Consider the following 24056-nt stretch of genomic DNA (forward strand, 5'->3'; position numbering starts at 1 on the left):
TTTGCGCGCTTGCGGCGAGCCGGGGGCGGGCCCATATTGCTGGCGAACAATCCGGCTCGGGCCGGATTTGTCGGGAGCGGCGATCCAACGAGGCGGCGCGCCTGCGCCAGGCTCCGAAGGGCGGGGTCGCGCGGCGACCGCCATTCGCTTCCGTGGGGAATTTGAACGCCTGAGCCATGCCGCAATTGACTTCCAGACTCGACCTGTCCGCGCCAGCCGCTGCCTACGCTCCTCGCATGAGCAATGACGAGAACCGTTCGGGCAATCCCTCGGGTCCGAACACATCGGTCATCACCAAGGTCAAGCCCAAGACCAAACGGCCGAACCTCTACCGCGTGCTGATCCTGAACGACGACTACACGCCGATGGAATTCGTCGTCCACGTGCTGGAGAAGTTCTTCAACAAGGACATCGAAGCCGCGACCAAGATCATGCTGCACGTCCATCATCACGGCATCGGGGAGTGCGGCGTGTTCACCTACGAGATCGCCGAAACCAAGGTGACGCAGGTGATGGATTTCGCCCGCAAGCACCAGCATCCGCTGCAATGCGTGATGGAAAAGAAGTAATCGCGCGTTCGCGTTCTTTAAGAGTGGTTCTGTTCGCGTGGTGTGTGGCGGCAGCACATGTTGCTGCGTGATCCGGCAAACATCGGCGCCAGCGTCAATCCTGCCCATATGGGTAGTTCTGCCCAAATCGGAACGGGTTTTGCATCGAAAATACCGCGGGAGTGTCGCCGCCGAGTCGCGGAACCGGTCTTTCGCCGCAGTCTTGTATAACTATATGTGACAAAGGTTGTTGTTGCCTGACCGGGCGATCACGACCATGATGGTGGGGGCCATAGAGGACGCGAATGCCGACTTTTTCCCAAAGCCTTGAACAATCCCTGCATCGTGCGCTGGCGATCGCAAACGAGCGTCATCACCAATACGCGACGCTCGAGCATCTCTTGCTCTCCTTGATCGATGACTCCGATGCAGCCGCCGTCATGCGCGCCTGTAGCGTCGATCTCGACAAGCTCCGCACGAGCCTCGTCAATTACCTTGAAACCGAATTCGAGAATTTGGTGACGGATGGCGCCGACGACGCCAAGCCGACAGCCGGCTTCCAGCGCGTGATCCAGCGCGCGGTGATCCACGTCCAGTCGTCCGGTCGTGAAGAGGTGACCGGTGCCAACGTGCTGATCGCGATCTTCGCCGAGCGCGAGAGCCATGCCGCGTATTTCCTGCAGGAGCAGGACATGACGCGCTACGACGCCGTCAACTATATCAGCCACGGCATCGCCAAGCGGCCGGGTGTCTCCGAGGCGCGCCCCGTTCGCGGCGTCGACGAGGAGACCGAGGCCAAGGGCAACGAGGACGCCAAGAAGAAGGGCGAGGCGCTCGAGACCTATTGCGTCAACCTCAACAAGAAGGCGCGCGACGGCAAGATCGATCCGGTGATCGGACGCAATTCCGAGATCAACCGTGCGATCCAGGTTCTGTGCCGCCGGCAGAAGAACAATCCGCTGTTCGTCGGCGAAGCCGGCGTCGGCAAGACCGCGATCGCGGAGGGCCTCGCCAAGCGTATCGTCGACAGCGAGGTGCCGGAGGTGCTGGCTGCGGCGACGGTGTTCTCGCTCGACATGGGCACGCTGCTCGCGGGCACGCGCTATCGCGGCGATTTCGAAGAGCGCCTGAAGCAGGTGCTGAAGGAGCTCGAGGCGCATCCCAACGCCATCCTGTTCATCGACGAGATCCACACCGTGATCGGTGCGGGCGCGACGTCGGGCGGAGCGATGGATGCCTCGAACCTGCTCAAGCCGGCGCTTGCCTCGGGCACGATCCGTTGCATGGGCTCGACCACTTACAAGGAATATCGCCAGCACTTCGAGAAGGACCGCGCGCTGGTGCGGCGCTTCCAGAAGATCGACATCAACGAGCCGACCGTCGAGGACGCCATCGCGATCCTCAAGGGCCTCAAGCCGTATTTCGAGGACTACCACCGGCTGAAATACACCAATGAGGCGATCGAGGCCGCGGTGCAGCTCTCCTCGCGCTACATCCACGACCGCAAGCTGCCGGACAAGGCGATCGACGTGATCGACGAATCCGGTGCGGCGCAGATGCTGGTCGCCGAGAACAAGCGCAAGAAGACCATCGGCATCAAGGAGATCGAGACCACGATCGCCTCGATGGCGCGGATCCCGCCGAAGAGCGTGTCGAAGGACGACGCCGAGGTGCTCAAGCATCTCGAGCAGACGCTCAAGCGCACCGTGTTCGGCCAGGACAAGGCGATCGAGTCGCTGGCTGCCTCGATCAAGCTCGCACGCGCGGGCCTGCGCGAGCCGGAGAAGCCGATCGGCTGCTATCTGTTCTCGGGTCCGACCGGCGTCGGCAAGACCGAGGTCGCAAAGCAGCTCGCGGCAAGCCTCGGCGTTGAGCTGCTGCGCTTCGACATGTCCGAGTACATGGAGCGGCACACCGTGTCGCGCCTGATCGGCGCGCCTCCCGGCTATGTCGGCTTCGACCAGGGCGGCCTGCTTACCGACGGCGTCGACCAGCATCCGCATTGCGTGGTGCTGCTCGACGAGATCGAGAAGGCGCATCCCGACCTCTACAACGTGCTGCTCCAGATCATGGATCACGGCCGGCTCACCGATCACAACGGCAAGCAGGTCAACTTCCGCAACGTGATTCTGATCATGACCACGAACGCGGGTGCTTCGGATCTCGCCAAGCAGGCGTTCGGCTTCACGCGCTCGAAGCGGGAAGGCGACGACCACGAGGCGATCAACCGGCAGTTCGCGCCGGAATTCCGCAACCGTCTCGATGCCATCGTCTCGTTCGGCCATCTCAGCGTCGAGGTGATCGGCACCGTGGTCGAGAAGTTCGTGCTTCAGCTCGAAGCGCAGCTCGGCGACCGCGATGTCACCATCGAGCTGTCCGAGCCGGCCAAGGCCTGGCTGGTCCAGCATGGTTACGACGAGCAGATGGGCGCGCGGCCCATGGCCCGCGTGATCCAGGAGCACATCAAGAAGCCGCTGGCCGACGAGGTGCTGTTCGGCAAGCTCAAGGGCGGCGGTCACGTCCGCGTCGTGCTCGTCAAGGACGAGGCCGACGAGACCAAGGACAAGATCGGCTTCGAATTCGTCGAGGGCCCGGTCACGCCGAAGCAGGAGAAGCTGCCCGGCACCCGCAAGCGTCCGCCCGGCAAGTCCAAGCCGGGTGGCCCCGGCGGCTCGAAGGGGCCGACCTCCAAGGGCCCGCTGGTCAAGGCTTGATCGGTACATCATGAATTGAAAAGGCCGGCTGAAAAGCCGGCCTTTTTGTTTGTGAGGCAGTGCGGGACCGCTTACGTCCCGGTATCGGGCGCTGGCGCCGCCGGCGCCCGTGGTTTCTTCGGCGCCGCCGGCCGTGCGCGGACTGTCGGCTGCATCGTCACGATGACCGGATTGGGCTTGTGATCGGTGGCCGCGCCCGTCGCGGCATCGACGCCCATGCCGACGATCCCGCCGGCGAGGAGATTGCCGGCGAAGCCGGCGGCGCCCGTGCCCGACACTTCCTTGGTGAGCTGCACCGTCTGGGATTGATAGCCTTCCTTTTCGAAGGTGATCGTGATGTCGGCGCTGCGCTTGGCGACGATGGCGCAAGGTGTTGTGCACGTTGTCGGCACCTCAAGCCCGCTGACGACGGCTTCCACGCCTGAAGGTGTCGATGAGATGCTGATATTCTCAGTCGTGCCGCGCGTGACAGACGCGCAGCCGCCCAGCATGACGCTGAGCGCCAAAATTCCCACTAATCGCATGAATGCCCCTTAATTTCCCCGACGCCAATCAACCGCAACCGGAGCGCGAGGGCAAGTAGTCATTGGTCCGGGTAGTTAAGCCACGCAGGGGTTGTGCACGGGAACGGCGGTACCGGAAGGCGGGAGCTGCGTCAGTCGCCGCGCAGGCGCTGATCGTCCTGGACGCGGACGTGCTCGGCGCCACGCGCGCCGGCCGGAGACAGCCGCAGCATGCTCAGCACAGCGCCGCAGAGCGCAAATCCGACGCCCACGAGCAGGGCCAGCCTGGTGCCCTCGACCGGATAGCGGCCGAGCAGCAGCGCCACCAGGGCTGCGCCCGTGGTCTGGCCGAGCAGGCGCGCCGTCCCCAGCATGCCGCTGGCACCGCCGGCGCGCTCGCGCGGGGCGGCCGCGATCATGGTGCGGTTGTTGGGGGTCTGGAACAGGCCGAAGCCGGCGCCCGCCAGCGCCATCCGCCAGATCACGTCGAACGGCGTCGGGGCCGCCGGCAGCAAGGCGAGCGCGGCAAGGCCGCAGGCGAACAGCGTAAGCCCGATGCCGCCGAGCAGGCCGGCCGGGTAATGCTCGACCAGACGACCGGCCAGCGGCGCCGCGAACGCCACCGCGATCGGCCATGGCGTGATCAGCAGGCCCATATGCACCGCCGAATAGCCGAAGCGGCTCTGGAGGTAGAAGGGGATCGCGACGAAGGCGAGCATCTGCCCGCAGAACGATGCGATCGAGGTCGCTATCGACAGCGCGAACACCGGGATGCGCAACAGGTCGACCGGCAGCAGCGGCGAGGTCATGTGCGTCTCGCGATAGATCAGCATCGCGCCGGCGACGATGGCGATGACGAACTGGATCAGGCAGGTGATTGCCGCCTCGCCATGACCGACGCTGTCGACCGCGGCGATGCCGACGCCGAAGGTGATTGCGGACAGCCCCGCGCTCTGCCAGTCGAACGAATGGCTGGCAGGCCTGGTGTGCGGCAGGCTGCGCAAGCCGATCAGCAGCGTCACCGCGCCGAGCGGCACGTTGATGGCGAACAGCCAGGGCCAGCTTCCGACCGCGAGGATGCCTGCGGCGAGCGTCGGGCCGATTGCGGCCGAGAAGGCGACGACGAGCGCGTTGAGCCCGATGCCGCGGCCAAGCTGGCTGCGTGGATAGGTGAAGCGCACCAGCGCCGAATTGACGCTCATGATGCCGGCGGCGCCAAAGCCCTGGATGATGCGCGCCACGGTCAGCAGCGGCAGCGTATGCGCCAGCGCGCAGAAGGCCGAGGCCAGCGTGAACAGCACGAGCCCGACCAGATAGACCCGGCGATAGCCGACGATCTCGCCGAGCGAGGCCAGGGGTAGCAGCGAGATGGTGATGGCGAGCTGGTAGCCATTGACGATCCAGATCGAGAAGGCCGGGCTCGCGTCGAGATCGGCCGCGATCGTCGGCAGCGCGACATTGGCGATGGCGCTGTCGACCACGGCCATGATGATGCCGAGCGCAATGGTCAGCACCGCCTGGTTGCGCTGCGGCTGCGGCAGGCCGTCGGCATGTTCGATTGTGGTTGACGACATCGTGGCGTATTCGGTTGAAGCGGCGTTTGCCGGTTCGCAACTTGGTCCGACCCGGGATGGTTCCAGCCGAAGCCGTCGCCGTTTCCGGCCCTATTTCGGCCTTCGCGGTTCCTGAATCGCCCTGAGGTAGCTTACCACGGCCTCCGCGTCCTCGCGGCCGAATCGGGCCGTCGGCATGGCGCGGTGAATGCTGCTGTAGCCGTCCTGGAGGCGCTGCATGAAGTCGGGGTCGTAAAGTTTGTTCTCGCCGAGATACCGGAAAGGCGGTGCCAGCTCGTTCGGGCTCGTGCCGGTGCGGCCGACCGCGTGGCAACGTGCGCACATCCGCTGCAGCATTGCTTCAGCGCGGTGCTGTTCGAGGTCCAGAGCCTGACTTCCGGTGCTCCACAGCACGCCAATGGCCAGCAGCGCCGGTGCGAACCTGTTCATCGCGCGCACTCCGTCATTCCCAGCGCGAGGTTGCTTTGGCCCAGACGTAGAGCGTGATCAAGGCGATTGTGACTCCCGTGGAGAAGATCAGGATGCGGCGATCCCAATCGATCCGCGTCCGCTCAGCGCGGCTCAGATTGAGGGCCGTGAACAGGGCCTTCATGGCAAATCGGCGCATCGGGGGCCTCGCGAGAAGGCACGATGCCACGGCTGCAATGCGCTGGCTTGATGTAGCTCAAGGACAGGCCGCTACACCGCCGGCGGGTTGCGGTCGGTGAAGGTCGTGCGCTGGTGCCAGTAGGGATAGGGCAGGGTCACCTTGCTCGCCGCGTCGAGCTTGGTGATCTGGTCCTTGGTCAGCGACCAGCCGACCGCGCCGAGATTTTCGCGCAGCTGCGCCTCGTTGCGCGCGCCGATGATCAGCGTCGACACGGTGGGGCGCTGCAGCAGCCAGTTCAGCGCGATCTGCGAGACGCTCTTGCCGGTCTCCTTCGCGACCTCGTCGATGGCATCGACGACGCGATAGACGTGCTCGTCCGGCACGGGCGGGCCGAACTCGGCCGTCTTGGGCAGGCGGCTCACCTCGGGCTTCGGCTGGCCGCGCCGGATCTTGCCGGTGAGGCGGCCCCATCCGAGCGGCGACCAGACCACCGCGCCGATCCCCTGGTCGAGGCCGAGCGGCATCAGCTCCCATTCGTAGTCGCGCCCTACAAGCGAATAGTAGGTCTGGTTGGCGACGTAGCGCGGGAAGCCGTGCTTGTCGGCAACGCCGAGCGACTTCATCAGGTGCCAGCCCGAGAAATTCGAGACGCCGACATAGCGGATCTTGCCGGCGCGCACGAGCACGTCGAGCGTCGAGAGCACCTCCTCGGGCGGGGTGAAGGCGTCGAAGCCATGGAGCTGGAACAGATCGATGTAGTCGGTGCCGAGCCGGCTCAACGAGGCATCGATGGCCTTGAGCAAATTCTGCCGCGACGAGCCGATGTCGTTGGGGCCGTCGCCGAGGCGGAATGTGGCTTTGGTCGAGACCAGCACCTTGTCGCGGCGACCCTTGATGGCCTCGCCGAGCACGCGTTCGGATTCGCCGAGCGAATAGACGTTCGCGGTGTCGAACATCGACACGCCGGCCTCGAGACAGATGTCGAGCAGACGCCGTGCCTCGGTCGCATCCGTCGTGCCCCAGGCGGCAAGGCGGCCGACGCCGCCGAAGGTGCCGGTCCCGAGACTCAAGGCGGGCACCATGAGGCCAGACCGGCCCAAGCGTCGGTATTCCATCGATATTGCTCCCTCGGCTGGCCGCTGAATGATCGGTGCGGCTGCGAGGTGCAATGGTAGCGCAGGCAATCAGGCCGAACCATCGCGCGCGCACATGGCGGACCTGCGTTCAGTCGACGCGCTACGCTTTTGTGATCCGCAGGCTCGCGGCCGTCATCGTCGCGCGCGGCGGGATATCAGCGTGCAAGGTCGTCAAGCAGCCTCAGCACATCCGCGGATGCCTCTTCGACGAGCGAGATTTCCCGGAGCGCACCGGCGAGGTCGCCGTCCGCGAACAGCTTCGCGGCCCGCTTTCCATGGTCATGAACGAGGGCATGCGGCCTTTCGAGCGGGCCGAACGCCCGGTGACTGCGCATCGCCAGGGAACCATCGCCGTAGTACCATTTGCCCAGTCGGCAGGAATGGTGGTCGGCGAGTTCGTCCGCCTTGAGCGTGACGCGGCCGATCGCCATGTCCGCGAGCCGCTTTTTCCAGACGACATGGTCGGCCTTGGCGAGCCTCGGAATCTTGTTGTCGAAGGACAGGCTCGCAATGTCCTGAAGCTGCTTTCCGGCGATCCCTTGGGCGACGTCGAGCTGAGATGAAATATTCTTGATCTGATCGGCGTTCGCCATCGTCATGCGCGCGATCGCCGCGATGCCTTCGGCCACTTCGCGAGAGGCGTCGGTCTGCTGGTTCAGGATGCTGGCGACTTCGTCCATGCCGCTGGTCAGGGAGACCGTTCGATCTTCGACGCTGGACATGTCTCCGCCCAATTTCACGACGACGTCCTTGCTCTCGGCCGCCGCCGACTTGCATCCGGACATGGCGGTCACGATGAGTTCGACTTCCTCCCTCAGGCGCTGGATCCGCTCGCGGATGTCCTCGGTGGCCTTGCCGGTCTGCTGCGAAAGTCCCTTGACCTCGGAGGCGACCACGGCAAAACCGCGACCCGCTTCGCCGGCGCGTGCGGCTTCGATCGTCGCGTTCAGCGCCAGAAGGTTGGTCTGCCTGGCGATGGCATCGATCGAGCCGACGATGGCGCCGATTTCCTCGGACGCCGCGCTGAGGGCCATGATCTTGTCCGAAGCGTCGTTCGCAGTCGCCTCGACGCGCTCCATTGCCTTGGATGCAAGCCGGACGGTCGCCATTCCCTGTTCGGCGCTGGCCCTCATCTGAGCGGCGCTTGCGGCCGCCTCCGCGGCATTCGATCGGATCAGCCCGACTGACGCGACCATTTCCTCGCTGGCGGCGGCGAGGGCTTGCGTGCGCTGGTCGACATCTCGGCAAGCCGTGAGCATGCGGGCCGCGGAGATCGCGGTTTCATTGCTCTGGACGTTGAGGTCCACGATGGCATCGAGCCTGCTCGACGCATCGCCGGCCAACCTCGTTGCAAGCCTCGAAACGGCGCTGGACAGGTTGTCGTCTCCCGTGCAGGCCGGTGCGAGGAAATTACCTTCGATCAATGTCTCGATATACGCCGTCAAAGCCTCGTCACGGGCTTTCAATCTCGCCAGCTGGTCCACCGCGGCATCAGATCCATCCGGAGCGACGGTCGAACGCTTGCGGTGGGCGCTGGCGAGAATGGACATGCGGCTTTTTCCGGCTGGGCTGAATGGAGGACCGATTCCATTCTAGGAAATCAAGCTGAACAGCCGGTAAGTAATCATATCGGAATTCCGCAAACCGCTCGGCGCCCGGTGCTGTTGATGCCCACGGCGCGAGGAATGCGATACCTCCGACAGTCCAGGCCTGCATGCCGGATCGGGTCGCCATGAGCGGCCACTGACCGTGCCTCAGTGCCGCAACTGGCTCTGCCGGAAGTCGCGCGGCGACATGCCGAAATGCTCGCGGAAGACGCGGCCGAAATGCGAGAGGTCGTTGAAGCCCCAGGCGAAGGCGATCTCGCTGATGTGGCGATGGACGAGCAGGGGCGAGGCGAGGTCGCGCCGGCACTGGGCGAGGCGTTCGGCAAGGAGGTAGCGTTGGAACGAGGTCTGCTCGTCGGCGAGAAGGTCGTTCACGTAGCGCGGCGAAATGCCGAGTGCGGCTGCGGTCTCCGATAGTGAAAGGTCGGGATCGGCGAGATGGGCGCGGACATGACCCTTGAGCCGGTAGATCAGGGCGGAGCGGTGGGTCGAGGACGGCAGCGAGGCCTTGCCGAGCCGCTCGCTCAGCGCCATCGCGAGCAGATCGACGGCCTGCTCCGACAAGGCGGCGGCGTTATCGGGCGCGAGCCGGTCGGCGCTCTGGCAAAGCCGGAAGATGAAATCATAAGCAAGCCGCTCGAGCGGCGCCTCGGCGCCGAATGACATTGCGGTCAGCGTCTCCGTGCCGCCGAGCCGGCGCTGCAACATCTCGCGCGGCACCTTGAAGATGGATTGCGTGAAGGGATCGTCGAACTTCAGCTCATAAGGGCGCGTGGTGTCGTAAAGCGCGAACTCGCCGGGATGGATCACCGTCTCGCGGCCGTCCTGCACCACGCCGCCGTCGCCGCGATGGCCGAGCGCGACCAGCACGAAATCCTGATCCGAGCGCGCGATGCGGGAGGGCGTGCGGAAGACATGCTGGCGATCGGAGCAGACCTCGGAGCAGACCGCCTTGCCGAGCTGCGCCTGCGTCACCGAACCGCGAAAGGCGCTGCCGAGATCGGACTTGCAGTCGAGCCCGACGAAGACGTCGCAGACGATGTCCTGCCAGAGCGCGAGGCGCCGATAGCCGGGGCTGCCGTCCGTCGTGAACTGGATCGTCATTGGGACAGCCTCCCTTTCACATCCCGCAAAACCGCATGTTGGCGGAGATCTGACTTCAGCGCAGGCAAGTTCCGTACCGCCGCGGCGTTTCCGTCCAGTCGAGTTTTCGTTCCGCCGTGGTCGAGCGCTCGGCCGCCCGGCTTGGCTCAATAGACTGCATCGGAGATGGCTTCCGATCAACCGGCATGGAGGCGGGAATGGGCATCGAACATCCGAAATACAAGGTGGCGGTGGTGCAGGCGGCGCCCGCATGGCTCGATCTCGACGCCTCCATCGACAAGTCGATCGCCCTGATCAGGGAGGCCGCCGAGAAGGGCGCCAAGCTGATCGCCTTCCCGGAGGCCTTCATCCCCGGGTATCCCTGGCATATCTGGATGGACTCGCCGGCCTGGGCGATCGGGCGCGGCTTCGTGCAGCGCTATTTCGACAATTCGCTGTCCTATGACAGCCCGCAGGCCGAATGGCTGCGCGATGCCGTACGCAAGGCGAAGCTCACGGCGGTGATCGGCCTGTCCGAACGCGACGGCGGCAGCCTTTACCTCGCGCAATGGCTGATCGGCCCGGACGGCGAGACCATCGCCAAGCGCCGCAAGCTGCGTCCGACCCATGCCGAGCGCACGGTCTATGGCGAAGGCGACGGCAGCGATCTTGCCGTGCATGCGCGGGCCGACATCGGCCGGCTCGGAGCGTTGTGCTGCTGGGAGCATCTGCAGCCGCTGTCGAAATACGCGATGTACGCTCAGAACGAGCAGGTGCACGTCGCGGCCTGGCCGAGCTTCTCGCTTTACGATCCCTTCGCGCCGGCGCTGGGCGCCGAGGTCAACAACGCCGCCTCGCGTGTCTATGCGGTGGAGGGCTCGTGCTTCGTGCTGGCGCCTTGCGCGACGGTGTCGCAGGCCATGATCGACGAGCTCTGCGATCGTCCGGACAAGCACGCGCTGCTGCATGCCGGCGGCGGCTTCGCCGCGATCTACGGCCCTGACGGCAGCCAGATCGGCGACAGGCTCGCGCCGGACCAGGAGGGGCTGCTGATTGCCGAGATCGACCTCGGCGCCGTCGGTGTCGCCAAGAATGCCGCCGATCCCGCCGGGCACTATTCGCGCCCCGACGTGACGCGGCTGCTGCTCAACAAGAAGCGATATCAGCGCGTCGAGCAGTTTGCGTTGCCGGTGGACACCGTCGAGCCCACGGACATTGCGGCGGCGGCGAGCTGATCACCGGGATCGAGAGGAGGGCATGATCATGGAATCCGCAATTCCTGCGCATCTCGAAACCCAGCGCACGCGCCACAAGCGCGTGCCGGACGACTACCAGCCGCCATACCCGTCCTTTGTGGCGCGCTACAAGCCGGCCGTGAGCCGCGTCGTGATGGCCTATTTCGGCGTGCAGTTTCGCGGAACGGCGCCGGCGTCCGCGACCGAGGCGCTCGTCGACATCGCGCGCCAATTCGCGGCGGCGGGCGGGCCTTCGCACTGGGACCGCGCACACCATGTCGATCAGGCCGGGTATGAGACCATCGTCTCGGTGGGCTATTGGGACGACACCGCGCGCTTCGATGCCTGGTTCGAGCTGACGCGCGAGGCCTGGACCGGACGGCAGCGCGAGGGCATCGGGACCTTCATCGAGGTGCTGCGTCCCACCGTCGCGCGGCACGAGACGCTATTCTCGTCCCCGGACCGCAGCGAGGGCGTTGCTTCCATCGCGGAGGGCATGAGCGGCGAAGTTCAGGAGCACGCTTATTGGGGCGGCATGCGCGACCGCATTCCGCTGTCGCAGACCGATCCGATGTCGCCGGGTGGCAACCCCGAGTTGATCCGCGAGGGTGCGCGGCTGCGCGTGAAGGCGCACGACAATCTCTGCCTGATCCGTTCCGGGCAGGACTGGAGCGATGCCGAGGCGTCCGAGCGAAAGCTCTATCTCGACGACGTCGAGCCGGTGCTGCGGGAGGGCATGGACTTCCTGCGCGACGACGGCCTTGCGATCGGTTGCTATGCCAACCGCTACATGCAGGTGCTCCGGGCCGACGGCAGCGCCAGCGAAAAGTCCTACGGCCAGAGCTGGTGGAAGAGCCTGGCCGCACTGGAGCGCTGGGCGGAGTCGCATCCGACCCATGTGAAGATCTTCGGTGCGGCGATGAAGTATCTCTCGACGCTTGGCCCGTCAGCGAAGCTGCGGCTGTATCATGAGGTCACCGTGGCTGCCGCGGACGAGCAGCTCTTCGAATATCTGAACTGTCATCCGAAGACGGGGATGCTGGCGGCGGTCGAGACGGTGGTCGCCTAGACGACGCAATGGCCAAGCAGTTCGGGATGCGCCGCGCAGATGTGATGCGCGCCGGCGTCCCTGAGCTCGGCCTCGCTGCCATAGCCGTAGAGCACCCCGATCGCGGTCATGCCGTTGGTGCGGGCTCCCACGACGTCGTGGCTGCGGTCGCCGATCATGATCGCGCCGCCGGCATCGACCCTGGTCTCGTCGAGCGCGTAGCGCAGCAGATCGCGCTTGTCGACGCGGGTGCCGTCGAGCTCGGAGCCGAACACGCGCTCGAAATAGGGCTTCAGGCCGAAATGGTCGACGATGCGTCGGGCATAGACCGCGGGCTTGCTGGTCGCCACGAACATGCGCTGGCTGGTCGCGGCCAGCGTCGTCAGCGTGTCCACGATGCCGGCATAGGCCTCGTTCTCGAACAGGCCGATATCGGAGAAGCGCTCGCGATAGAGCAGCAGCGCGCGGTCGGCGAGGTCGTCGGTTCCGGTGAGCTTCTTCAGGCTGGCATGCAGCGGCGGGCCGATGCACCAGGTCAGCTCGTCCTCGCTCGGCACCGCGACGTCCAGCCGCTCCAGCGCGTACTGGATCGAGCGGGTGATCCCCGGCTTGGGGTTGGTCAGGGTGCCGTCGAGATCAAAGAAGATGGTCGCCATGCCGCCGAGTCCACGGTTGATACCGCCCGTTGCTAGTGGGATCGGCCTTCAAGTCAAGTCCGGATGCGTCATTGCTGCCGGGCCCATTCGACGATCGCGGCGGCCTCTGCGCCGGCCTGAACTTCCCAGGCGGCGACCGCAGGCGTTGCTGCCTTCCGGAGCGCGTTGATCAGGGAGGTCGGCGCCGGCTCGACGATGCGCACGCCGTTGTCGCGCATGCGCGCATAATTTTCGGTGGTGCGATGGGCCAACAGTGCGAACTGGCTTTGCTCGGTCTCGGCGGCGGCGGCCAGCACCTCACGCTGCACCGGCTCGGGCAGCCCGGCAAAATCCTCGCTGCGGACGAATGCGATCGAAACCGGCATGGCGTAGTTGATGGCGGTGAAGTGCGGCAGGAAGTCCCAGAGCTTGCGTCCCGCGCCGCCATCACCGGAGGTGAGGAATGCGTTTAGCCGATGCTCCTTCAATCCGGCGAGGGCGGTGTCCATCGGCAGGAACTGCGCATTGGCGCCGGCCGCGCGCATGACCTCGCTGGAATTCGCATCATAGGCCCGCAGATTCAGCCTCGGCAAATCGTCGGCACCTTCCAGCGCGCGCGCCGACCAAAGCCCCGTGGCGGGCCAGATCGTCAGATAGAGCAGCTTGAGGCCGCGCGCCGCCAGCGCCTTCTCGTAGAGCGGGCGCGCCCGTGCATTGGTGGCGCGGGCGATTTCGGCCGATTGCACGAGGAAGGGCAGGGTGGACAATCCCAGCACGGGATCGACGCCGGAGAGCGCGCCCGCGAAAGCATCGCCGCCGGCGATCCGGCCATCGAGCGCGGCGCGCGGCATCTCGCCCGAATTGATCTTGAGGCTGTTGTCGAAGGCGTTCGCCACGGTCACAAAACCGTTCGTGCGCGCCGCCACGCGACCGGCGAAGGTGGTGAGGCCGATCCCGGAGATGTTATTCTCAGGGTATTCCGTGGTCATCCGCCAAGTGACCTGAGAAGCAACCTGGGAAGTGACGCGCGGGCTTTCCTCCGCGGCGGCTGGCGCGAGGCCCAGCGCGAGCGCGACAAAGGCGAAGACAACTCGGATCCGTTTGGCGGGGTGACGCATTGGGAGAGACAGGTCAGGCAGCATATTGGCAACTCATCGAACCATGGCAGGATGTCACAACCGGGCAGGTCACCTTGTTGCACGCCGCACCGGGGCGCGCCACAGCCATGCCTGCCCATGGTTGAGGCGGATTGCATTGCCGGTGATCGCCGCGCTGCTCGTTTCTGCGATGCAGGCGCCGGCGGCGGATGACCCGCCCGCAACGCCAGACACGGCTGCGCCGAGCGTCGAGGAGCCCGCAAAGCCGCCGGAGACGTCCCAAGAGAAACCCCAAGAGAAATCTCAAGAGAAATCTCAGGAGAAATCTCAGGAGAAATCCCCCGACGCGCGCGAGAGCGATACGCGGGAGTCGATCTGCCTGATCGTCGAGGCCGCCGCGCGCGATGCCAATCTGCCGCTGGAATTCTTCGCCCGGGTGATCTGGCAGGAAAGCCGCTTCCAGGCCGACGCAGTCGGTCCCACGACACGCAGCGGCGAGCATGCACAGGGAATCGCGCAGTTCATGCCGGGCACGGCAAGCGAGCGCGGGCTGCTCGATCCGTTCAATCCGGTGCAGGCGCTGCCGAAATCAGCGGAGTTCTTGAGCGAGCTGCGTTCCCAGTTCGGCAATCTCGGGCTGGCGGCGGCTGCCTACAATGCCGGCCCGCGGCGCGTGCAGGAATGGCTTGCCGGCACCGGCGGCATGCCGGAGCAGACCCGCAACTACGTCTACGCCATCACCGGCACCAGCGTCGATGCCTGGGCCAAGGCGGGCGGTACCGGCAAGGGGCCGCCGAGCTCGCCGCCGACGAGCTGTCGCGATCTGATGGCGCTGCTCAAGCGCGCGCCGAATGCGTTCGTCGCCGAGCTCGAGCAGCATATCGAACTCGCAGCCGCAAAGGCCTGGGGCGTGCAGCTCGCCGCCGGGTTCGACCGCAACAGGGCGCTGGCGATGTACTCCCGCGCCGTGACGCGGCTCAGCACCGTGATCGGTGCGCGCGATCCGAGCCTGCTCTCATCGGTGATGCGCAGCCGCGGCACGCGTGCGTTCTATCAGGTGCGTATCGGTGCGGATACGCGGAGCGAGGCGGATGATCTCTGCAACCGGATCCGGAAAGCGGGCGGGGCCTGCTTCGTGTTGAAGAACCGGGTGTGAGCGGGTAGGGGCAATGTGTCTCTCCTTCGTCATTCCGGGGCGCGCCCGCTTGGGCGCGAGCCCGGAATCCATTGTGCAGCGATCTCTGCGGCCTGATGGATTCCGGGGTCGGCTCTTCGAGCCGCCCCGGAATGACGGCGGTGGGTGTGTTGTGCATGCCAGCCCCGCCGCGGGCTTCCTTGACGTGGGCGCCAGCATTGCCCGTTATGCAGGCACGATTCCTCACCAGCCAAAGCATCCGTGGCGCTTCCTCCGCTCGATTCACCGCAATGGAGCAGTTCCTGGCTTGCCTTCGGCTGGGGGCTGCGCTCGGTCACGCAGACGATCCTCACGCTCGTCCTGTTCGCGACCTATCTCGGCATCGGCGCGCTCGCCCATGACAGCCATTTCAGCCTGCTCTGGGCGCTCTGCTCGACACTGTTCGTCTGGGCCGGCCCGGCGCAGATCATCCTGATCACGACGCTCGGCTCGGGCGCCACCGTCATCCAGTCGGCGATTGCGGTCACCGTCAGCGCCATCAGGCTGTTTCCGATGGTGGTCTCGGTGCTGCCTTTGATGCGCACGCCGACCACCAAGCGGCGTGAGCTGTTCTTCGCCGCGCATCTCACGGCCGTGACGCTGTGGGTCGAGTGCCATCGCTTCCTGCCGCAGGTGCCGCGCGAGCGGCGCATCGCCTTTGTCAACGGGCTTGGCTTCGGCCTCGTCTCGGTGTGCCTCACCGCCAACACGGTCGGCTATTTCCTCGCCGCCAATCTGACGCAGACGCTTGGTGCCGCGATCCTGATGCTGACGCCGCTGTCCTTCCTGTTCTCGACCGCGCGCAACAGCCGCGAGGCCGCCGACGTGGTCGCGCTGGCGCTCGGCGTTCTGCTCTATCCGCTGGCCGCGAAGATGAACTCCGGCCTCGACATCCTCGTCAGTGGGCTCGTCGCCGGTACGATCGCCTATGGCGTGCATTGGTGGCGGGAGGTGCGCGCATGAGCTACGCGCAGCTCATCGGCGACTGGCAGGCGCTCGTCGTGCTGTTCGTCGCCGGCGTCGTTCCCAACCAGATCTGGCGCATGCTGGGCCTGTGGTTCGGCGGCGGCATCGACGAAGGCTCCGAGCTGCTGGTCTGGGTGCGGGCGGTCGCGACCGCGATCCTCGCCGGCGTCATCGCCCAGATCGTGGTCCAACCGCCGGGCGCGCTCGCCAGCGTACCCGATGGCTTGCGCTACGGCGCGGTGGCCGCCGGCCTCGTCGTGTTCCTGCTGACCCGCCGCTCGATCTTTGCGGGCGTCGTGACCGGTGAAGTCTTCATGCTGGCCGGCAAGTGGTGGTTGGGCTAAAACCGCCGGCGAACAGCTAGGGAACAGGACATATGGTTCGCGAACAGGAGCTCCGCGAGGGCGAGGTCGCCATCGAGCTGCCGCCGACGCAGGATGCCGGCCTCGTCTTCATCGGCCGCATCCGCACGCCCTGGACGTCGCGGCTGGAGACGCCGCGGCAGGGGCGTCAGGACGGCCCGGTGTGCCGGCTCGAGATCTTCGAGCCGTTCGTGCCGGCCATCAAGGGCGTCGACTTCTACAGCAATCTCGAAGTGCTTTACTGGCTCGACCAGTCGCGCCGCGACATCATCCTGCAGAGCCCGAAGAACAACGAGAAGACCCGCGGCACGTTTTCGCTGCGCTCGCCGGTGCGGCCCAATCCGATCGGCACGTCGATCGTGAAGCTGGTCGGCATCGAGGGCAACACGATCCTGGTGCGCGGCCTCGACTGCATCGACAACACGCCACTGATCGACATCAAGCCCGACCGCTGCGAGTTTACGCCACTGGCTGCGCCGCAGAAGGGTGATTTCGAGACGGAGTGAGAGGGCACTCCGCTCTCACCTTGTCATTGCGAGCGTAGCGAAGCAATCCAGGCTGCTTCCCGCAGAGACAGTCTGGATTGCTTCGTCGCAAGGGCTCCTCGCAATGACGGGTGGATAGAGCCGAGCTTTAGCCCGCCTTCAACGCCGCGATCAGCTTGGTCGCGTTCTCTTCCAGCACCTTGACGTCTTCCTTGCGGCTCGCCGGCGGCAGCATGGCGACGCCGTCGTGGCGCGGCATCACGTGCATGTGCAGGTGAAACACCACCTGTCCGCCGGCGGGCTCGTTGAACTGCTGGATGGTGATTCCGTCGGCGTTGAACGCCTTCATGGCGGCGGCCGCGATCTTGTGCGCGCCGCGGGCGACATGGGCGTAGTCATCAGGCTTGATGTCGAGGATGTTGCGGGCCGGGGCCTTCGGGATCACCAGCGTGTGGCCGGGAACGCGCGGCATGATGTCGAGGAAGGCGAAGACGTGCTCGTCCTCATAGACCTTGCTGCAGGGCAGCTCGCCGCGCAGGATCTTTGCGAAGATGTTGTTGGTGTCGTAGCTGGTCATGACGGCTCCCGGGAAACTCTGCGCTCTCATTTTGCGCCTACTGTCACCAGCCGCGGCGAGGCGTCAAGGCGCCTCGTCGGCGCCTTTGCGGAACGGGCCGAGCTCGGCGAGCTCCCGTCCGGCCTCGGCCACGTAGGCACGTTCGCGCTTGAGGTAATCGCCGATGGCGCGGCGCAGGCCGGGATCGGCGATGAAGTGGGCGGAATGCGTGGTTCGCGGCAGGTAGCCGCGCGCGATCTTGTGCTCGCCTTGCGCGCCGGCCTCCACATGCCTGAGGCCGCGTTTGATGGCGAAGTCGATCGCCTGATAGTAGCAGACCTCGAAATGCAGGAACGGATGATGCTCGACCGCGCCCCAGTTGCGGCCGAACAGCGTGTCGGAGCCGATGAAGTTGATCGCGCCGGCAATCCAGCGATCGTTGCGGCGGGCCATCACCAGCAGCACGTCCTCTGCCATGGTCTCGCCGATCAGCGAGAAGAATTCGCGGGTCAGATAAGGCCGGCCCCATTTGCGCGAGCCGGTCTCCATGTAGAAGTCGAAGAAGGCGTCCCAGGCGTCCTCGGTGATGTCCTTGCCGGTGAGCCAGTGGATGGTGATGCCGGCGGCCAGCGCCTCGCGCCGCTCGCGCTTGATCGATTTGCGGTGGCGCGAGTTCAGCGTCGCCAGGAAGTCGTCGAAGGTCGCAAAGCCCTCATTGTGCCAGTGGAACTGCTGGTCGGTGCGCTGCAGGAAGCCGTGCTCGGCGAGCAGCTTCCATTCGGTTTCCCGTGCAAAGGTGACATGGACCGAGGAGGCCTTGCTGACGCCGCACAGCGCCACAAGGCCGCTCGCCAGCGCATCCATGATGCGCTCGCGGTCGACACCGTCGCGGACGAGGAGGCGTGGTCCCGTTGCCGGGGTGAAGGGAACCGAGACCTGGAGCTTCGGATAATAGCGCCCGCCGGCACGCTCATAGGCGTCCGCCCAGCCGCGGTCGAAGACGTACTCGCCCTGGGAATGCGATTTCAGATAGCAGGGCACGACGCCGGCCACCTGGCCATCGACCTTGGCCACGAGGTGGCGCGGGCCCCAGCCGGTGCGGATCGTCGCCGAACCCGAGCTCTCGATTGCGGAGAGAAAGGCGTGGGAGACGAAGGGGTTATAGGCGGGTTTTAAGAGTCCAAGGGAATCGCCTGGAAGTCCGGATGAGATTCCGCTGCCAGCCCCATTGCACCGTCCGCCGGGATTGGCGCAGGCGTCCCAATCCTCCGGTGACACGTTGCCAATCGAAGGTACGGCCTCGAGCGTGATTTCGGATGATGCCATCGTGCCCAAGATCGTGCATTGCAGCAGCGACTTCAAGGGGTGGGGAACACGGGTCTCGTGCCCCGGACGCAGCGCAGAACGTAGTGGTGCGCTGCTGAGCCGGGGCCCATCTAGCCGTTTGCCGTGCCGCCTGCTGGGTCCCGGCTCTGCGCAGGAGCGTTGCACGCTGCAGCGCGTCCGGGACACGAGTGCCGTTCGCGAGCCTACGGCACGAACCCCTCGAAGATCATCTGATCCGCATACTGCGCCACCCGGGTCCGCTGCTCGCTCGTCCGCACGGTCCATCCCAGCAGGGCGCAGCCGAACAGGTTGCGGGCGATCCAGGGGGCTGGGGCGGGAAGGTGATCGACCTTGAAAGCGACGAAGTGGGGCTGGGTCTGGAAGCCGTGGCGCAGGTACAGCATGCTGTCGCGCTGCGCCTGGGTGAGCTTGGCCCAGTAATCGTCCTCATAGCTGCGCTGCGCGACGATGCCGCGCGGGCGGTTGGGCAAGAGCTGGCGCAGCGCCAGCACCTGGTCGGGGTCGAAGGACATGCCGACGGCCCGCCCTTGATAGGACGAGAGCACCTCGGCCATCCGCCGCACCAGCTTGCGGTCGCGGTCAAAATGGCTCTTCACCTCGATCACCAGCGGCACGCGGCCGGCGACCATGGCGCAGAGGTCGGACAGCGACATCATTCGCTCGTCCGTGTCCTTGAATTTGACCGCTTTCAGCTCCGCGGCGGTCTTCGACACGACCTCGCCGGTGGCCTCGGTGAGACGCCCAAGCGCATGGTCGTGATGCACCATGGCCTCGCCGTCGGCGGAGAGCTGGATATCGACCTCGATCGCGAAATTGCCGGCGATCGCAGCTTGCACTGCGCCCGGCATGTTCTCGACGATGCCGCGAGAGATGTCATGCAGGCCGCGATGGGCGACCGGCCGGGCTGTCAGCCAATCCGGAGCGCGCATTCGTCTCAGGCGACCTCGAACACGCCTTCGACCTCGACCGCCGCGTCCGCAGGCAGGGAGGCCACACCGACGGTGGTGCGGGCATGGCGGCCCTTGTCACCGAAGGCCGCGACCATCAGGTCGGAGGCACCGTTCAGCACCTTCGGCCCGTCCAGGAAGTCCGGCGCCGAGTTGATGAAGCCGCCGAGGCGCACCACGCGCACCACCTTGTCGAGATCGCCGAGCGCGGCCTTGACCTGTGCCAGCAAATTGACCGCACAGCCGCGCGCGGCCGCGGCGCCGTCCTCGATCGAGACGCCGGCACCCAGCTTGCCCTTGGCGATCAGCTTGCCGGCGGGATCGAAGCAGACCTGGCCGGAGACGAACAGCAGATTACCGGTGCGCACGAACGGGACGTAATTGGCGACGGGCGTGGGGGCCTCGTGCAGCTTGATGCCCTGTTCCGCCAGCTTCTGCTCGACCGTGCCCGCCATGTCCGACCCTCGTTGTCCAAAAATCATTCGCCCCGGCGCGTCCGCAGGCGGCCGGGCGCGCCCTGTTTCGCCCATCGGGCGGCCACATGCAAGCAACCCGCAAGGGGCCGCCTTTTGTCGAGGCGCGGCCGCCGGTTCAACGGCAGAGCCGCAACTTTACGTGAAACGGCCTCAGTTGCGACGCAATGGAACGGTCATTAAAATGTCGAATCTGCGCTTCCCAGAGGATGCGTCCCCAAGGAATGGACATGGTGCACCTTTTCCGGACTTCGCTCGGTGTGATGGCGCTCGCGGCCGCCGGTCTCGGCCTTGGCGAGGGCGCACAGGCCGCCAACGGTCCGTTCCTGTCGCATCAGGCGCTCTATGACCTCAGCCTGGTGAAATCGCGCTCCAATTCGGTCAACAGCGCGCGCGGCCGCATCCTCTACAACTTCACCGGCAGCTCCTGCGAGGGCTACACGTCAGAATTCCGTCAGGTGTCCGAGCTCGACAGCGGCGAGGGCAAGGTCACGCTCAGCGACCTCCGCTCCAATTCCTGGGAAGACGCCGCGGGAAAAAGCTACCGCTTCAAGATCGAGACGCGCATGAACGAGGCGGATGCCGGCCGGGTCGACGGTTCGGCCGAGCGCGATGGCGACCACATCAACGTCAAGCTGAAGCTGCCATCGCCGAAGAATTTCACCCTCGACGGCAAGATCGTGTTTCCGACCGAGCAGATCCAGCGCATCATCGCCGCCGCCAAGGACGGCAAGTCGCTGCTTGAGCTCTCGGTCTATGACGGCTCCGACGACGGCCAGAAGGTCTACAACACGCTGACCGTGATCGGCCAGCCGATCCCCGCCGACCGCGCCACGGCGTCCGATCCGTCGACGTCGGACGAGCACATGAAGTCGCTCAAGCGCTGGCCCGTCACCGTCAGCTATTTCGATCGCGACGCCCAGCAGAAGGAGGGCGAGCAGACGCCGGTCTATGCGATGGCGTTCGAGCTCTACGAGAACGGTGTCTCGCGCCAGCTCGTGCTGGACTACAATGACTTCGTCATTTCCGGCGCGATGGGCAAGTTCGACGTCAAGGACAGTAAGCCCTGTAATTGAAAGCCCATCTCTCCGCGCGAGCGGTGCCGTAGGGTGGGCAAAGGCGCGCACTTCGCGCGCCGTGCCCACCACCTTTCAGCAATGGGCAAAATCGTGGGCACGCTTCGCTTTGCCCACCCTACGAGACCTATCCTCGCGGGTGACAGACTAGCTCTCGTCACACTCTCCGGCTACGCTTCCTCCCAACCAGAAACCTCAGGGAGCCAGCTCATGCCCAAGCTCGATCATCTCCGTCCCAGCGGCCTGCATCACAATCCCGCATATTCCCACGTCGTCACCGCCTCGGGCGCGCGGACCATCTACATCTCCGGTCAGGTCTCGACCGACGAGGAGGGGCGCATCGTCGGCGAGGGCGACATCGCCGCGCAGACGACGCAGGTGATGCAGAATCTCGGGCACGCGCTGAAAGCGGCCGGCGCGAACTATTCCAACATCGTGAAGATCACGACCTTTGTGGTGAACTACAGGCCGGAGCTGCGCCCCATCATCGGCAAGGCCCGCTCGGCGTTCTTCGAAGGCATGGAGCCGCCGGCCTCGACGCTCGTCGGCGTCTCCGCGCTCGCCGCGCCGGAATGGCTGATCGAGATCGAGGCGATCGCGGTTGCGGATTGAACGTCGTAGCCCGGATGGGAGCCTGCCGCCGAGGATGGACCGCCCCGGATTGCGCTGCGCTCCATCCGGGCTACAGGTGCTTCGCCTCCGACATCTGATGCAACAGCACCATCGCTTCGTCCGCCTTCTCGGCTGGTACGAAGAGATGGTCGTGATGGAACGCCGACACGGCATTCACGCTGATGCCGGCTGCGGCAAGGCGCGCCGTGATCGCCGCCAGGAAGCCGACCGCATCAAGCGCGGAGTGAACCGTCAGCGTGATCAGGCGCGAGGGAAACGCATGGCGTAGCCCTGCCGCTTCGGCCTCCTCGCGAGGGAGGACCAGCGTCGTTCCTTCCTGTTCGCGAAACGTCATGAGCGGATCGAGCGCCGCTGGAATGGTTTCGTCTGCCGCGATCGTGCAGAATACGAAAGTGCCGGGCTGTAGCTCCGGCTTCATGTGTCTCAGCAGCGCTGAGAGATCGCGTTCGCCGGTCATCACTCCTGCGCCTTCTCCGGGCCTTCATAGGCGATGCCGCGGATCACGGCGGCGCTGCCGAACTTCTTGCGCAGGCTGTCCACCGCGCGCTCGGCATGGGCGGCGCGGCGGTCGAGCATGTCGGTGTCGTCGGCGGGGGAGCCGTCGCGCAGGGCGCTGACGCCGGCGCCCATCAGGCGGAAGGCGGTGCCGTCGATCTCTTTCGCCAGCATTTCGCGGCAGATCGAGAAGATCTTTGCGGCGAGCTGGGTCGGCGCTGCGATCGACTGCGAGCGGGTGCGCTGGCGAAAGTCAGCGGTCTTCAGCTTCAGCGTCACGGTCGAGCCGGCGAGCTCGCTGCTCTTGAGGCGTGACGAGGTCTTCTCGCACAGCCGCCACAGGATTTTCTCCAGCGTCGCGAAGTCGCGGATGTCGGTCTCGAAGGTGGTCTCGCTGGAGATCGTCTTGGCGCCGCGATCCGGCTCGACCCGGCGGTCGTCGATGCCGCGCGCGAGCCGCCACAGCCGGCGGCCGTCGCTCGGAAACTGCCGCATCATCTCGATCTCGTCGGCCTTCTGCAGATCGGCGATGATCCGGAAGCCGCGCTGCACGAGGCGTTCCTGCGTGGCGGGACCGACGCCGAAGATGAAGCCGACCGGCTTCTCGGCCAGCATCGCACGCGCTTCCTCCTGGTCGAGCGCGGCGAAGCCGCGCGGCTTGTCGAGGTCGGAGGCGATCTTGGCCAGGAACTTGTTGCAGGACAGGCCGACCGAAACGGAGATGCCGATGTCGCGCTCGACCTCGCGGGCAAAGCGCGCCAGCACTCTTGCCGGGATCATGCCGTGGACCCGCTCGGTGCCGGAGAGGTCGAGGAAGGCCTCGTCGATCGAGAGCGGCTCGACCAGCGGCGTCAGCGCCTGCATGGCCTGGCGCACCTCGCGGCCGACGCGGACATACTTCGCCATATCAGGCGGAATTACCGTCGCGTGCGGGCAGGCCTCCAGCGCCTTGAACATCGGCATCGCCGAGCGCACGCCGTAGGTGCGCGCGATGTAGCAGGCGGCCGACACCACGCCGCGCTTGCCGCCGCCGATGATGACGGGCTTGTCGGCGATTTCAGGATTGTCGCGCTTCTCGACCGTCGCGTAGAAGGCGTCGCAGTCGATATGGGCGATGGTCAGCGCGGCGAGCGCCCGGTGGCGGACGAGGCGGGGGGAACCGCAGGCCGAGCAGCGCCGCACGCCCGTATCGAGGTCGGCCAGACAATCCCGGCAGAAACAGCGGGGCCCGGCCGGGTCGGGGAGGGTCACGGCACGTCGCGCTCCCAGGAGGGGTCGCCGAGCGCGTCGCCAAGGACCTGCCGCGCTGCGGCGATGTTGGTCGGATGCAGCTCCGCCGAGCTGGCAAAGGCCTTCACGGTGGCGTCATCGCGCAGCACGAAATCGAGCACGCTGAGCAGGAAATTGGGGTTCGCAGCGGCATTGCGCAGGGTCTCCGGGCCGACCCCTGTCTCGGCCAGGAACAGGCCCAGCCGCTCGGGCTCGCTCGCGACGAAGGACAGCGCCTGAATCGCAACGATTTCAGCGACTTCGCGGGGGTTGTGAACAGGCTTTTTCACGGGCCCAGTTTGCCTTTCCGTTAACTTTCGGTGTCTACTTTGCATCATGCCCGAGTCTCCGCCTTGAGTCTTGCGATCCCGGGGCAAGCAACTGGAAACCACGTCGCAGGAAGTGGCCCCTCGGGTTTAACGAAACTCAAGCGAATCTGAGGCTAGTTTGAATCCAGTTTTCGAAGCGCCGACGAGCGGCGCCTGAGGCGTCACATGTATCCGG

26 protein-coding genes are annotated in these 24056 nt (G+C 65.7%); 10 read left to right on the forward strand and 16 right to left on the reverse strand.

The annotated features are described in order from the left end of the window. Nucleotides 1–236: 236 nt before the first annotated feature. On the forward strand, nucleotides 237–569 hold the full coding sequence (clpS, locus tag Q0743_RS17665; RefSeq protein ID WP_026202494.1) for an ATP-dependent Clp protease adapter ClpS: 333 nt from the start codon (nucleotides 237–239) through the stop codon (nucleotides 567–569). A 284-nt stretch (nucleotides 570–853) separates the two neighbouring features. Further along, entirely contained in the window at nucleotides 854–3262 is a 2409-nt protein-coding gene (gene clpA / locus Q0743_RS17670) for an ATP-dependent Clp protease ATP-binding subunit ClpA (protein WP_298242791.1), read from the forward strand. Nucleotides 3263–3333: 71 nt separating this feature from the next. Here the strand turns inward: clpA and Q0743_RS17675 are convergent, their stop codons facing one another. From Q0743_RS17675 to Q0743_RS17705, 7 genes are all read right to left on the reverse strand, one after another. Further along, nucleotides 3334–3786, reverse strand: a complete 453-nt coding sequence (locus Q0743_RS17675; protein ID WP_298242792.1) for a PEGA domain-containing protein — start codon at nucleotides 3784–3786, stop codon at nucleotides 3334–3336. Nucleotides 3787–3917: 131 nt separating this feature from the next. Further along, nucleotides 3918–5339: an MFS transporter gene (locus Q0743_RS17680; RefSeq protein ID WP_298242793.1), complete on the reverse strand. Its 1422-nt coding sequence runs from the start codon at nucleotides 5337–5339 to the stop codon at nucleotides 3918–3920. A gap of 90 nt (nucleotides 5340–5429) precedes the next feature. Further along, nucleotides 5430–5768, reverse strand: coding sequence for a c-type cytochrome (locus tag Q0743_RS17685; RefSeq protein ID WP_298242794.1), 339 nt, complete (start codon nucleotides 5766–5768; stop codon nucleotides 5430–5432). Nucleotides 5769–5781: 13 nt separating this feature from the next. Next, a complete protein-coding gene (locus Q0743_RS17690; RefSeq protein WP_298242795.1) occupies nucleotides 5782–5946 on the reverse strand; it encodes a hypothetical protein in 165 nt (54 codons plus the stop codon). Between the two features lie 71 nt (nucleotides 5947–6017). Next, complete coding sequence (locus Q0743_RS17695) at nucleotides 6018–7043, reverse strand: aldo/keto reductase (RefSeq protein WP_298242796.1); 1026 nt, start codon at nucleotides 7041–7043, stop codon at nucleotides 6018–6020. A 176-nt stretch (nucleotides 7044–7219) separates the two neighbouring features. Continuing rightward, on the reverse strand, nucleotides 7220–8614 hold the full coding sequence (locus Q0743_RS17700) for a methyl-accepting chemotaxis protein (protein ID WP_298242797.1): 1395 nt from the start codon (nucleotides 8612–8614) through the stop codon (nucleotides 7220–7222). A 204-nt stretch (nucleotides 8615–8818) separates the two neighbouring features. Further along, entirely contained in the window at nucleotides 8819–9775 is a 957-nt protein-coding gene (locus Q0743_RS17705) for a helix-turn-helix domain-containing protein (RefSeq protein WP_298242798.1), read from the reverse strand. A 197-nt stretch (nucleotides 9776–9972) separates the two neighbouring features. On the opposite strand from Q0743_RS17705, the gene Q0743_RS17710 reads away from it, so the two are divergent. Next, complete coding sequence (locus Q0743_RS17710; protein ID WP_298242799.1) at nucleotides 9973–10989, forward strand: carbon-nitrogen hydrolase family protein; 1017 nt, start codon at nucleotides 9973–9975, stop codon at nucleotides 10987–10989. Nucleotides 10990–11017: 28 nt separating this feature from the next. Next, nucleotides 11018–12058: a phenylacetaldoxime dehydratase family protein gene (locus Q0743_RS17715; protein ID WP_298242800.1), complete on the forward strand. Its 1041-nt coding sequence runs from the start codon at nucleotides 11018–11020 to the stop codon at nucleotides 12056–12058. Here Q0743_RS17715 and Q0743_RS17720 read toward each other — a convergent pair. Both Q0743_RS17720 and Q0743_RS17725 read right to left on the reverse strand, forming a co-directional pair. Then, nucleotides 12055–12693, reverse strand: coding sequence for an HAD family hydrolase (locus tag Q0743_RS17720; RefSeq protein ID WP_298242801.1), 639 nt, complete (start codon nucleotides 12691–12693; stop codon nucleotides 12055–12057). The genes Q0743_RS17715 and Q0743_RS17720 overlap by 4 nt on opposite strands. Nucleotides 12694–12761: 68 nt before the next feature. After that, nucleotides 12762–13661, reverse strand: a complete 900-nt coding sequence (locus Q0743_RS17725; RefSeq protein WP_298242802.1) for a TRAP transporter substrate-binding protein — start codon at nucleotides 13659–13661, stop codon at nucleotides 12762–12764. Nucleotides 13662–13959: 298 nt separating this feature from the next. Between Q0743_RS17725 and Q0743_RS17730 the strand changes: the two genes are divergently transcribed. The 4 genes from Q0743_RS17730 (at nucleotide 13960) to tsaA (ending at nucleotide 16777) form a co-directional block, all read left to right on the forward strand. Next, nucleotides 13960–14925 carry a lytic transglycosylase domain-containing protein gene (locus tag Q0743_RS17730; protein WP_298242825.1) on the forward strand — a complete coding sequence of 322 codons (966 nt, stop codon included), beginning with the start codon at nucleotides 13960–13962 and terminating at the stop codon, nucleotides 14923–14925. A gap of 240 nt (nucleotides 14926–15165) precedes the next feature. Further along, a complete protein-coding gene (locus Q0743_RS17735; protein WP_298242803.1) occupies nucleotides 15166–15906 on the forward strand; it encodes an AzlC family ABC transporter permease in 741 nt (246 codons plus the stop codon). Next, on the forward strand, nucleotides 15903–16253 hold the full coding sequence (locus Q0743_RS17740) for an AzlD domain-containing protein (protein ID WP_063194937.1): 351 nt from the start codon (nucleotides 15903–15905) through the stop codon (nucleotides 16251–16253). The genes Q0743_RS17735 and Q0743_RS17740 overlap by 4 nt, the downstream gene beginning before the upstream one ends. A gap of 32 nt (nucleotides 16254–16285) precedes the next feature. After that, nucleotides 16286–16777 (forward strand): tRNA (N6-threonylcarbamoyladenosine(37)-N6)-methyltransferase TrmO, encoded by a 492-nt coding sequence (gene tsaA, locus Q0743_RS17745; RefSeq protein WP_298242804.1) that lies wholly within the window; start codon nucleotides 16286–16288, stop codon nucleotides 16775–16777. Nucleotides 16778–16904: 127 nt separating this feature from the next. Here tsaA and Q0743_RS17750 read toward each other — a convergent pair whose 3' ends face one another. The 4 genes from Q0743_RS17750 to Q0743_RS17765 all read right to left on the reverse strand — a co-directional run bounded on the left by Q0743_RS17750 (nucleotide 16905) and on the right by Q0743_RS17765 (nucleotide 20061). Next, nucleotides 16905–17333: an HIT family protein gene (locus tag Q0743_RS17750; RefSeq protein WP_298242805.1), complete on the reverse strand. Its 429-nt coding sequence runs from the start codon at nucleotides 17331–17333 to the stop codon at nucleotides 16905–16907. A gap of 63 nt (nucleotides 17334–17396) precedes the next feature. Further along, nucleotides 17397–18638, reverse strand: a complete 1242-nt coding sequence (locus tag Q0743_RS17755) for a GNAT family N-acetyltransferase (protein WP_298242806.1) — start codon at nucleotides 18636–18638, stop codon at nucleotides 17397–17399. 203 nt (nucleotides 18639–18841) lie between these two features. Then, complete coding sequence (locus Q0743_RS17760; RefSeq protein ID WP_298242807.1) at nucleotides 18842–19588, reverse strand: glycerophosphodiester phosphodiesterase; 747 nt, start codon at nucleotides 19586–19588, stop codon at nucleotides 18842–18844. Nucleotides 19589–19593: 5 nt separating this feature from the next. Then, on the reverse strand, nucleotides 19594–20061 hold the full coding sequence (locus Q0743_RS17765) for a RidA family protein (RefSeq protein WP_014494672.1): 468 nt from the start codon (nucleotides 20059–20061) through the stop codon (nucleotides 19594–19596). Nucleotides 20062–20309: 248 nt separating this feature from the next. Between Q0743_RS17765 and Q0743_RS17770 the strand changes: the two genes are divergently transcribed. Together Q0743_RS17770 and Q0743_RS17775 are read left to right on the forward strand one after the other, a co-directional pair. Continuing rightward, nucleotides 20310–21155 (forward strand): cell envelope integrity EipB family protein, encoded by an 846-nt coding sequence (locus Q0743_RS17770; protein ID WP_298242808.1) that lies wholly within the window; start codon nucleotides 20310–20312, stop codon nucleotides 21153–21155. 210 nt (nucleotides 21156–21365) lie between these two features. After that, a complete protein-coding gene (locus tag Q0743_RS17775) occupies nucleotides 21366–21767 on the forward strand; it encodes a RidA family protein (protein ID WP_298242809.1) in 402 nt (133 codons plus the stop codon). Between the two features lie 70 nt (nucleotides 21768–21837). On the opposite strand, the gene Q0743_RS17780 is transcribed toward Q0743_RS17775, so the two are convergent. Genes Q0743_RS17780 through Q0743_RS17790 form a run of 3 tightly spaced genes read right to left on the reverse strand, consistent with a single transcriptional unit; the run spans nucleotide 21838 to nucleotide 23842 of the window. Continuing rightward, the gene (locus Q0743_RS17780) at nucleotides 21838–22245 is read right to left on the reverse strand and encodes an ACT domain-containing protein (RefSeq protein ID WP_298242810.1); all 408 of its coding nucleotides are present in this window, start codon (nucleotides 22243–22245) and stop codon (nucleotides 21838–21840) included. Next, nucleotides 22245–23534: a DNA polymerase IV gene (locus Q0743_RS17785; protein ID WP_298242811.1), complete on the reverse strand. Its 1290-nt coding sequence runs from the start codon at nucleotides 23532–23534 to the stop codon at nucleotides 22245–22247. The genes Q0743_RS17780 and Q0743_RS17785 overlap by 1 nt, the downstream gene beginning before the upstream one ends. Next, nucleotides 23531–23842: a DUF3572 domain-containing protein gene (locus tag Q0743_RS17790; RefSeq protein WP_298242812.1), complete on the reverse strand. Its 312-nt coding sequence runs from the start codon at nucleotides 23840–23842 to the stop codon at nucleotides 23531–23533. Before Q0743_RS17790 ends, Q0743_RS17785 begins: the two co-directional genes overlap by 4 nt. Nucleotides 23843–24056: the final 214 nt, after the last annotated feature.

This window comes from uncultured Bradyrhizobium sp., assembly GCF_936943645.1.
Taxonomy (GTDB): Bacteria; Pseudomonadota; Alphaproteobacteria; order Rhizobiales; family Xanthobacteraceae; genus Bradyrhizobium.

Coding starts and splice junctions, on each gene's coding strand:
- Q0743_RS17690 (WP_298242795.1), bottom strand. CDS start 5,946: ATGCGCCGATTTGCCATGAAGGCCCTGTTCACGGCCCTCAATCTGAGC.
- Q0743_RS17760 (WP_298242807.1), bottom strand. CDS start 19,588: ATGCGCGCTCCGGATTGGCTGACAGCCCGGCCGGTCGCCCATCGCGGC.
- Q0743_RS17765 (WP_014494672.1), bottom strand. CDS start 20,061: ATGGCGGGCACGGTCGAGCAGAAGCTGGCGGAACAGGGCATCAAGCTG.
- Q0743_RS17755 (WP_298242806.1), bottom strand. CDS start 18,638: ATGGCATCATCCGAAATCACGCTCGAGGCCGTACCTTCGATTGGCAAC.
- Q0743_RS17710 (WP_298242799.1), top strand. CDS start 9,973: ATGGGCATCGAACATCCGAAATACAAGGTGGCGGTGGTGCAGGCGGCG.
- clpA (WP_298242791.1), top strand. CDS start 854: ATGCCGACTTTTTCCCAAAGCCTTGAACAATCCCTGCATCGTGCGCTG.
- Q0743_RS17705 (WP_298242798.1), bottom strand. CDS start 9,775: ATGACGATCCAGTTCACGACGGACGGCAGCCCCGGCTATCGGCGCCTC.
- Q0743_RS17780 (WP_298242810.1), bottom strand. CDS start 22,245: ATGACCGGCGAACGCGATCTCTCAGCGCTGCTGAGACACATGAAGCCG.
- Q0743_RS17740 (WP_063194937.1), top strand. CDS start 15,903: ATGAGCTACGCGCAGCTCATCGGCGACTGGCAGGCGCTCGTCGTGCTG.
- Q0743_RS17750 (WP_298242805.1), bottom strand. CDS start 17,333: ATGACCAGCTACGACACCAACAACATCTTCGCAAAGATCCTGCGCGGC.
- Q0743_RS17675 (WP_298242792.1), bottom strand. CDS start 3,786: ATGCGATTAGTGGGAATTTTGGCGCTCAGCGTCATGCTGGGCGGCTGC.
- Q0743_RS17720 (WP_298242801.1), bottom strand. CDS start 12,693: ATGGCGACCATCTTCTTTGATCTCGACGGCACCCTGACCAACCCCAAG.
- clpS (WP_026202494.1), top strand. CDS start 237: ATGAGCAATGACGAGAACCGTTCGGGCAATCCCTCGGGTCCGAACACA.
- Q0743_RS17715 (WP_298242800.1), top strand. CDS start 11,018: ATGGAATCCGCAATTCCTGCGCATCTCGAAACCCAGCGCACGCGCCAC.
- Q0743_RS17775 (WP_298242809.1), top strand. CDS start 21,366: ATGCCCAAGCTCGATCATCTCCGTCCCAGCGGCCTGCATCACAATCCC.
- Q0743_RS17685 (WP_298242794.1), bottom strand. CDS start 5,768: ATGAACAGGTTCGCACCGGCGCTGCTGGCCATTGGCGTGCTGTGGAGC.
- Q0743_RS17730 (WP_298242825.1), top strand. CDS start 13,960: ATGCAGGCGCCGGCGGCGGATGACCCGCCCGCAACGCCAGACACGGCT.
- Q0743_RS17695 (WP_298242796.1), bottom strand. CDS start 7,043: ATGGAATACCGACGCTTGGGCCGGTCTGGCCTCATGGTGCCCGCCTTG.
- tsaA (WP_298242804.1), top strand. CDS start 16,286: ATGGTTCGCGAACAGGAGCTCCGCGAGGGCGAGGTCGCCATCGAGCTG.
- Q0743_RS17770 (WP_298242808.1), top strand. CDS start 20,310: ATGGTGCACCTTTTCCGGACTTCGCTCGGTGTGATGGCGCTCGCGGCC.
- Q0743_RS17680 (WP_298242793.1), bottom strand. CDS start 5,339: ATGTCGTCAACCACAATCGAACATGCCGACGGCCTGCCGCAGCCGCAG.
- Q0743_RS17700 (WP_298242797.1), bottom strand. CDS start 8,614: ATGTCCATTCTCGCCAGCGCCCACCGCAAGCGTTCGACCGTCGCTCCG.
- Q0743_RS17725 (WP_298242802.1), bottom strand. CDS start 13,661: ATGACCACGGAATACCCTGAGAATAACATCTCCGGGATCGGCCTCACC.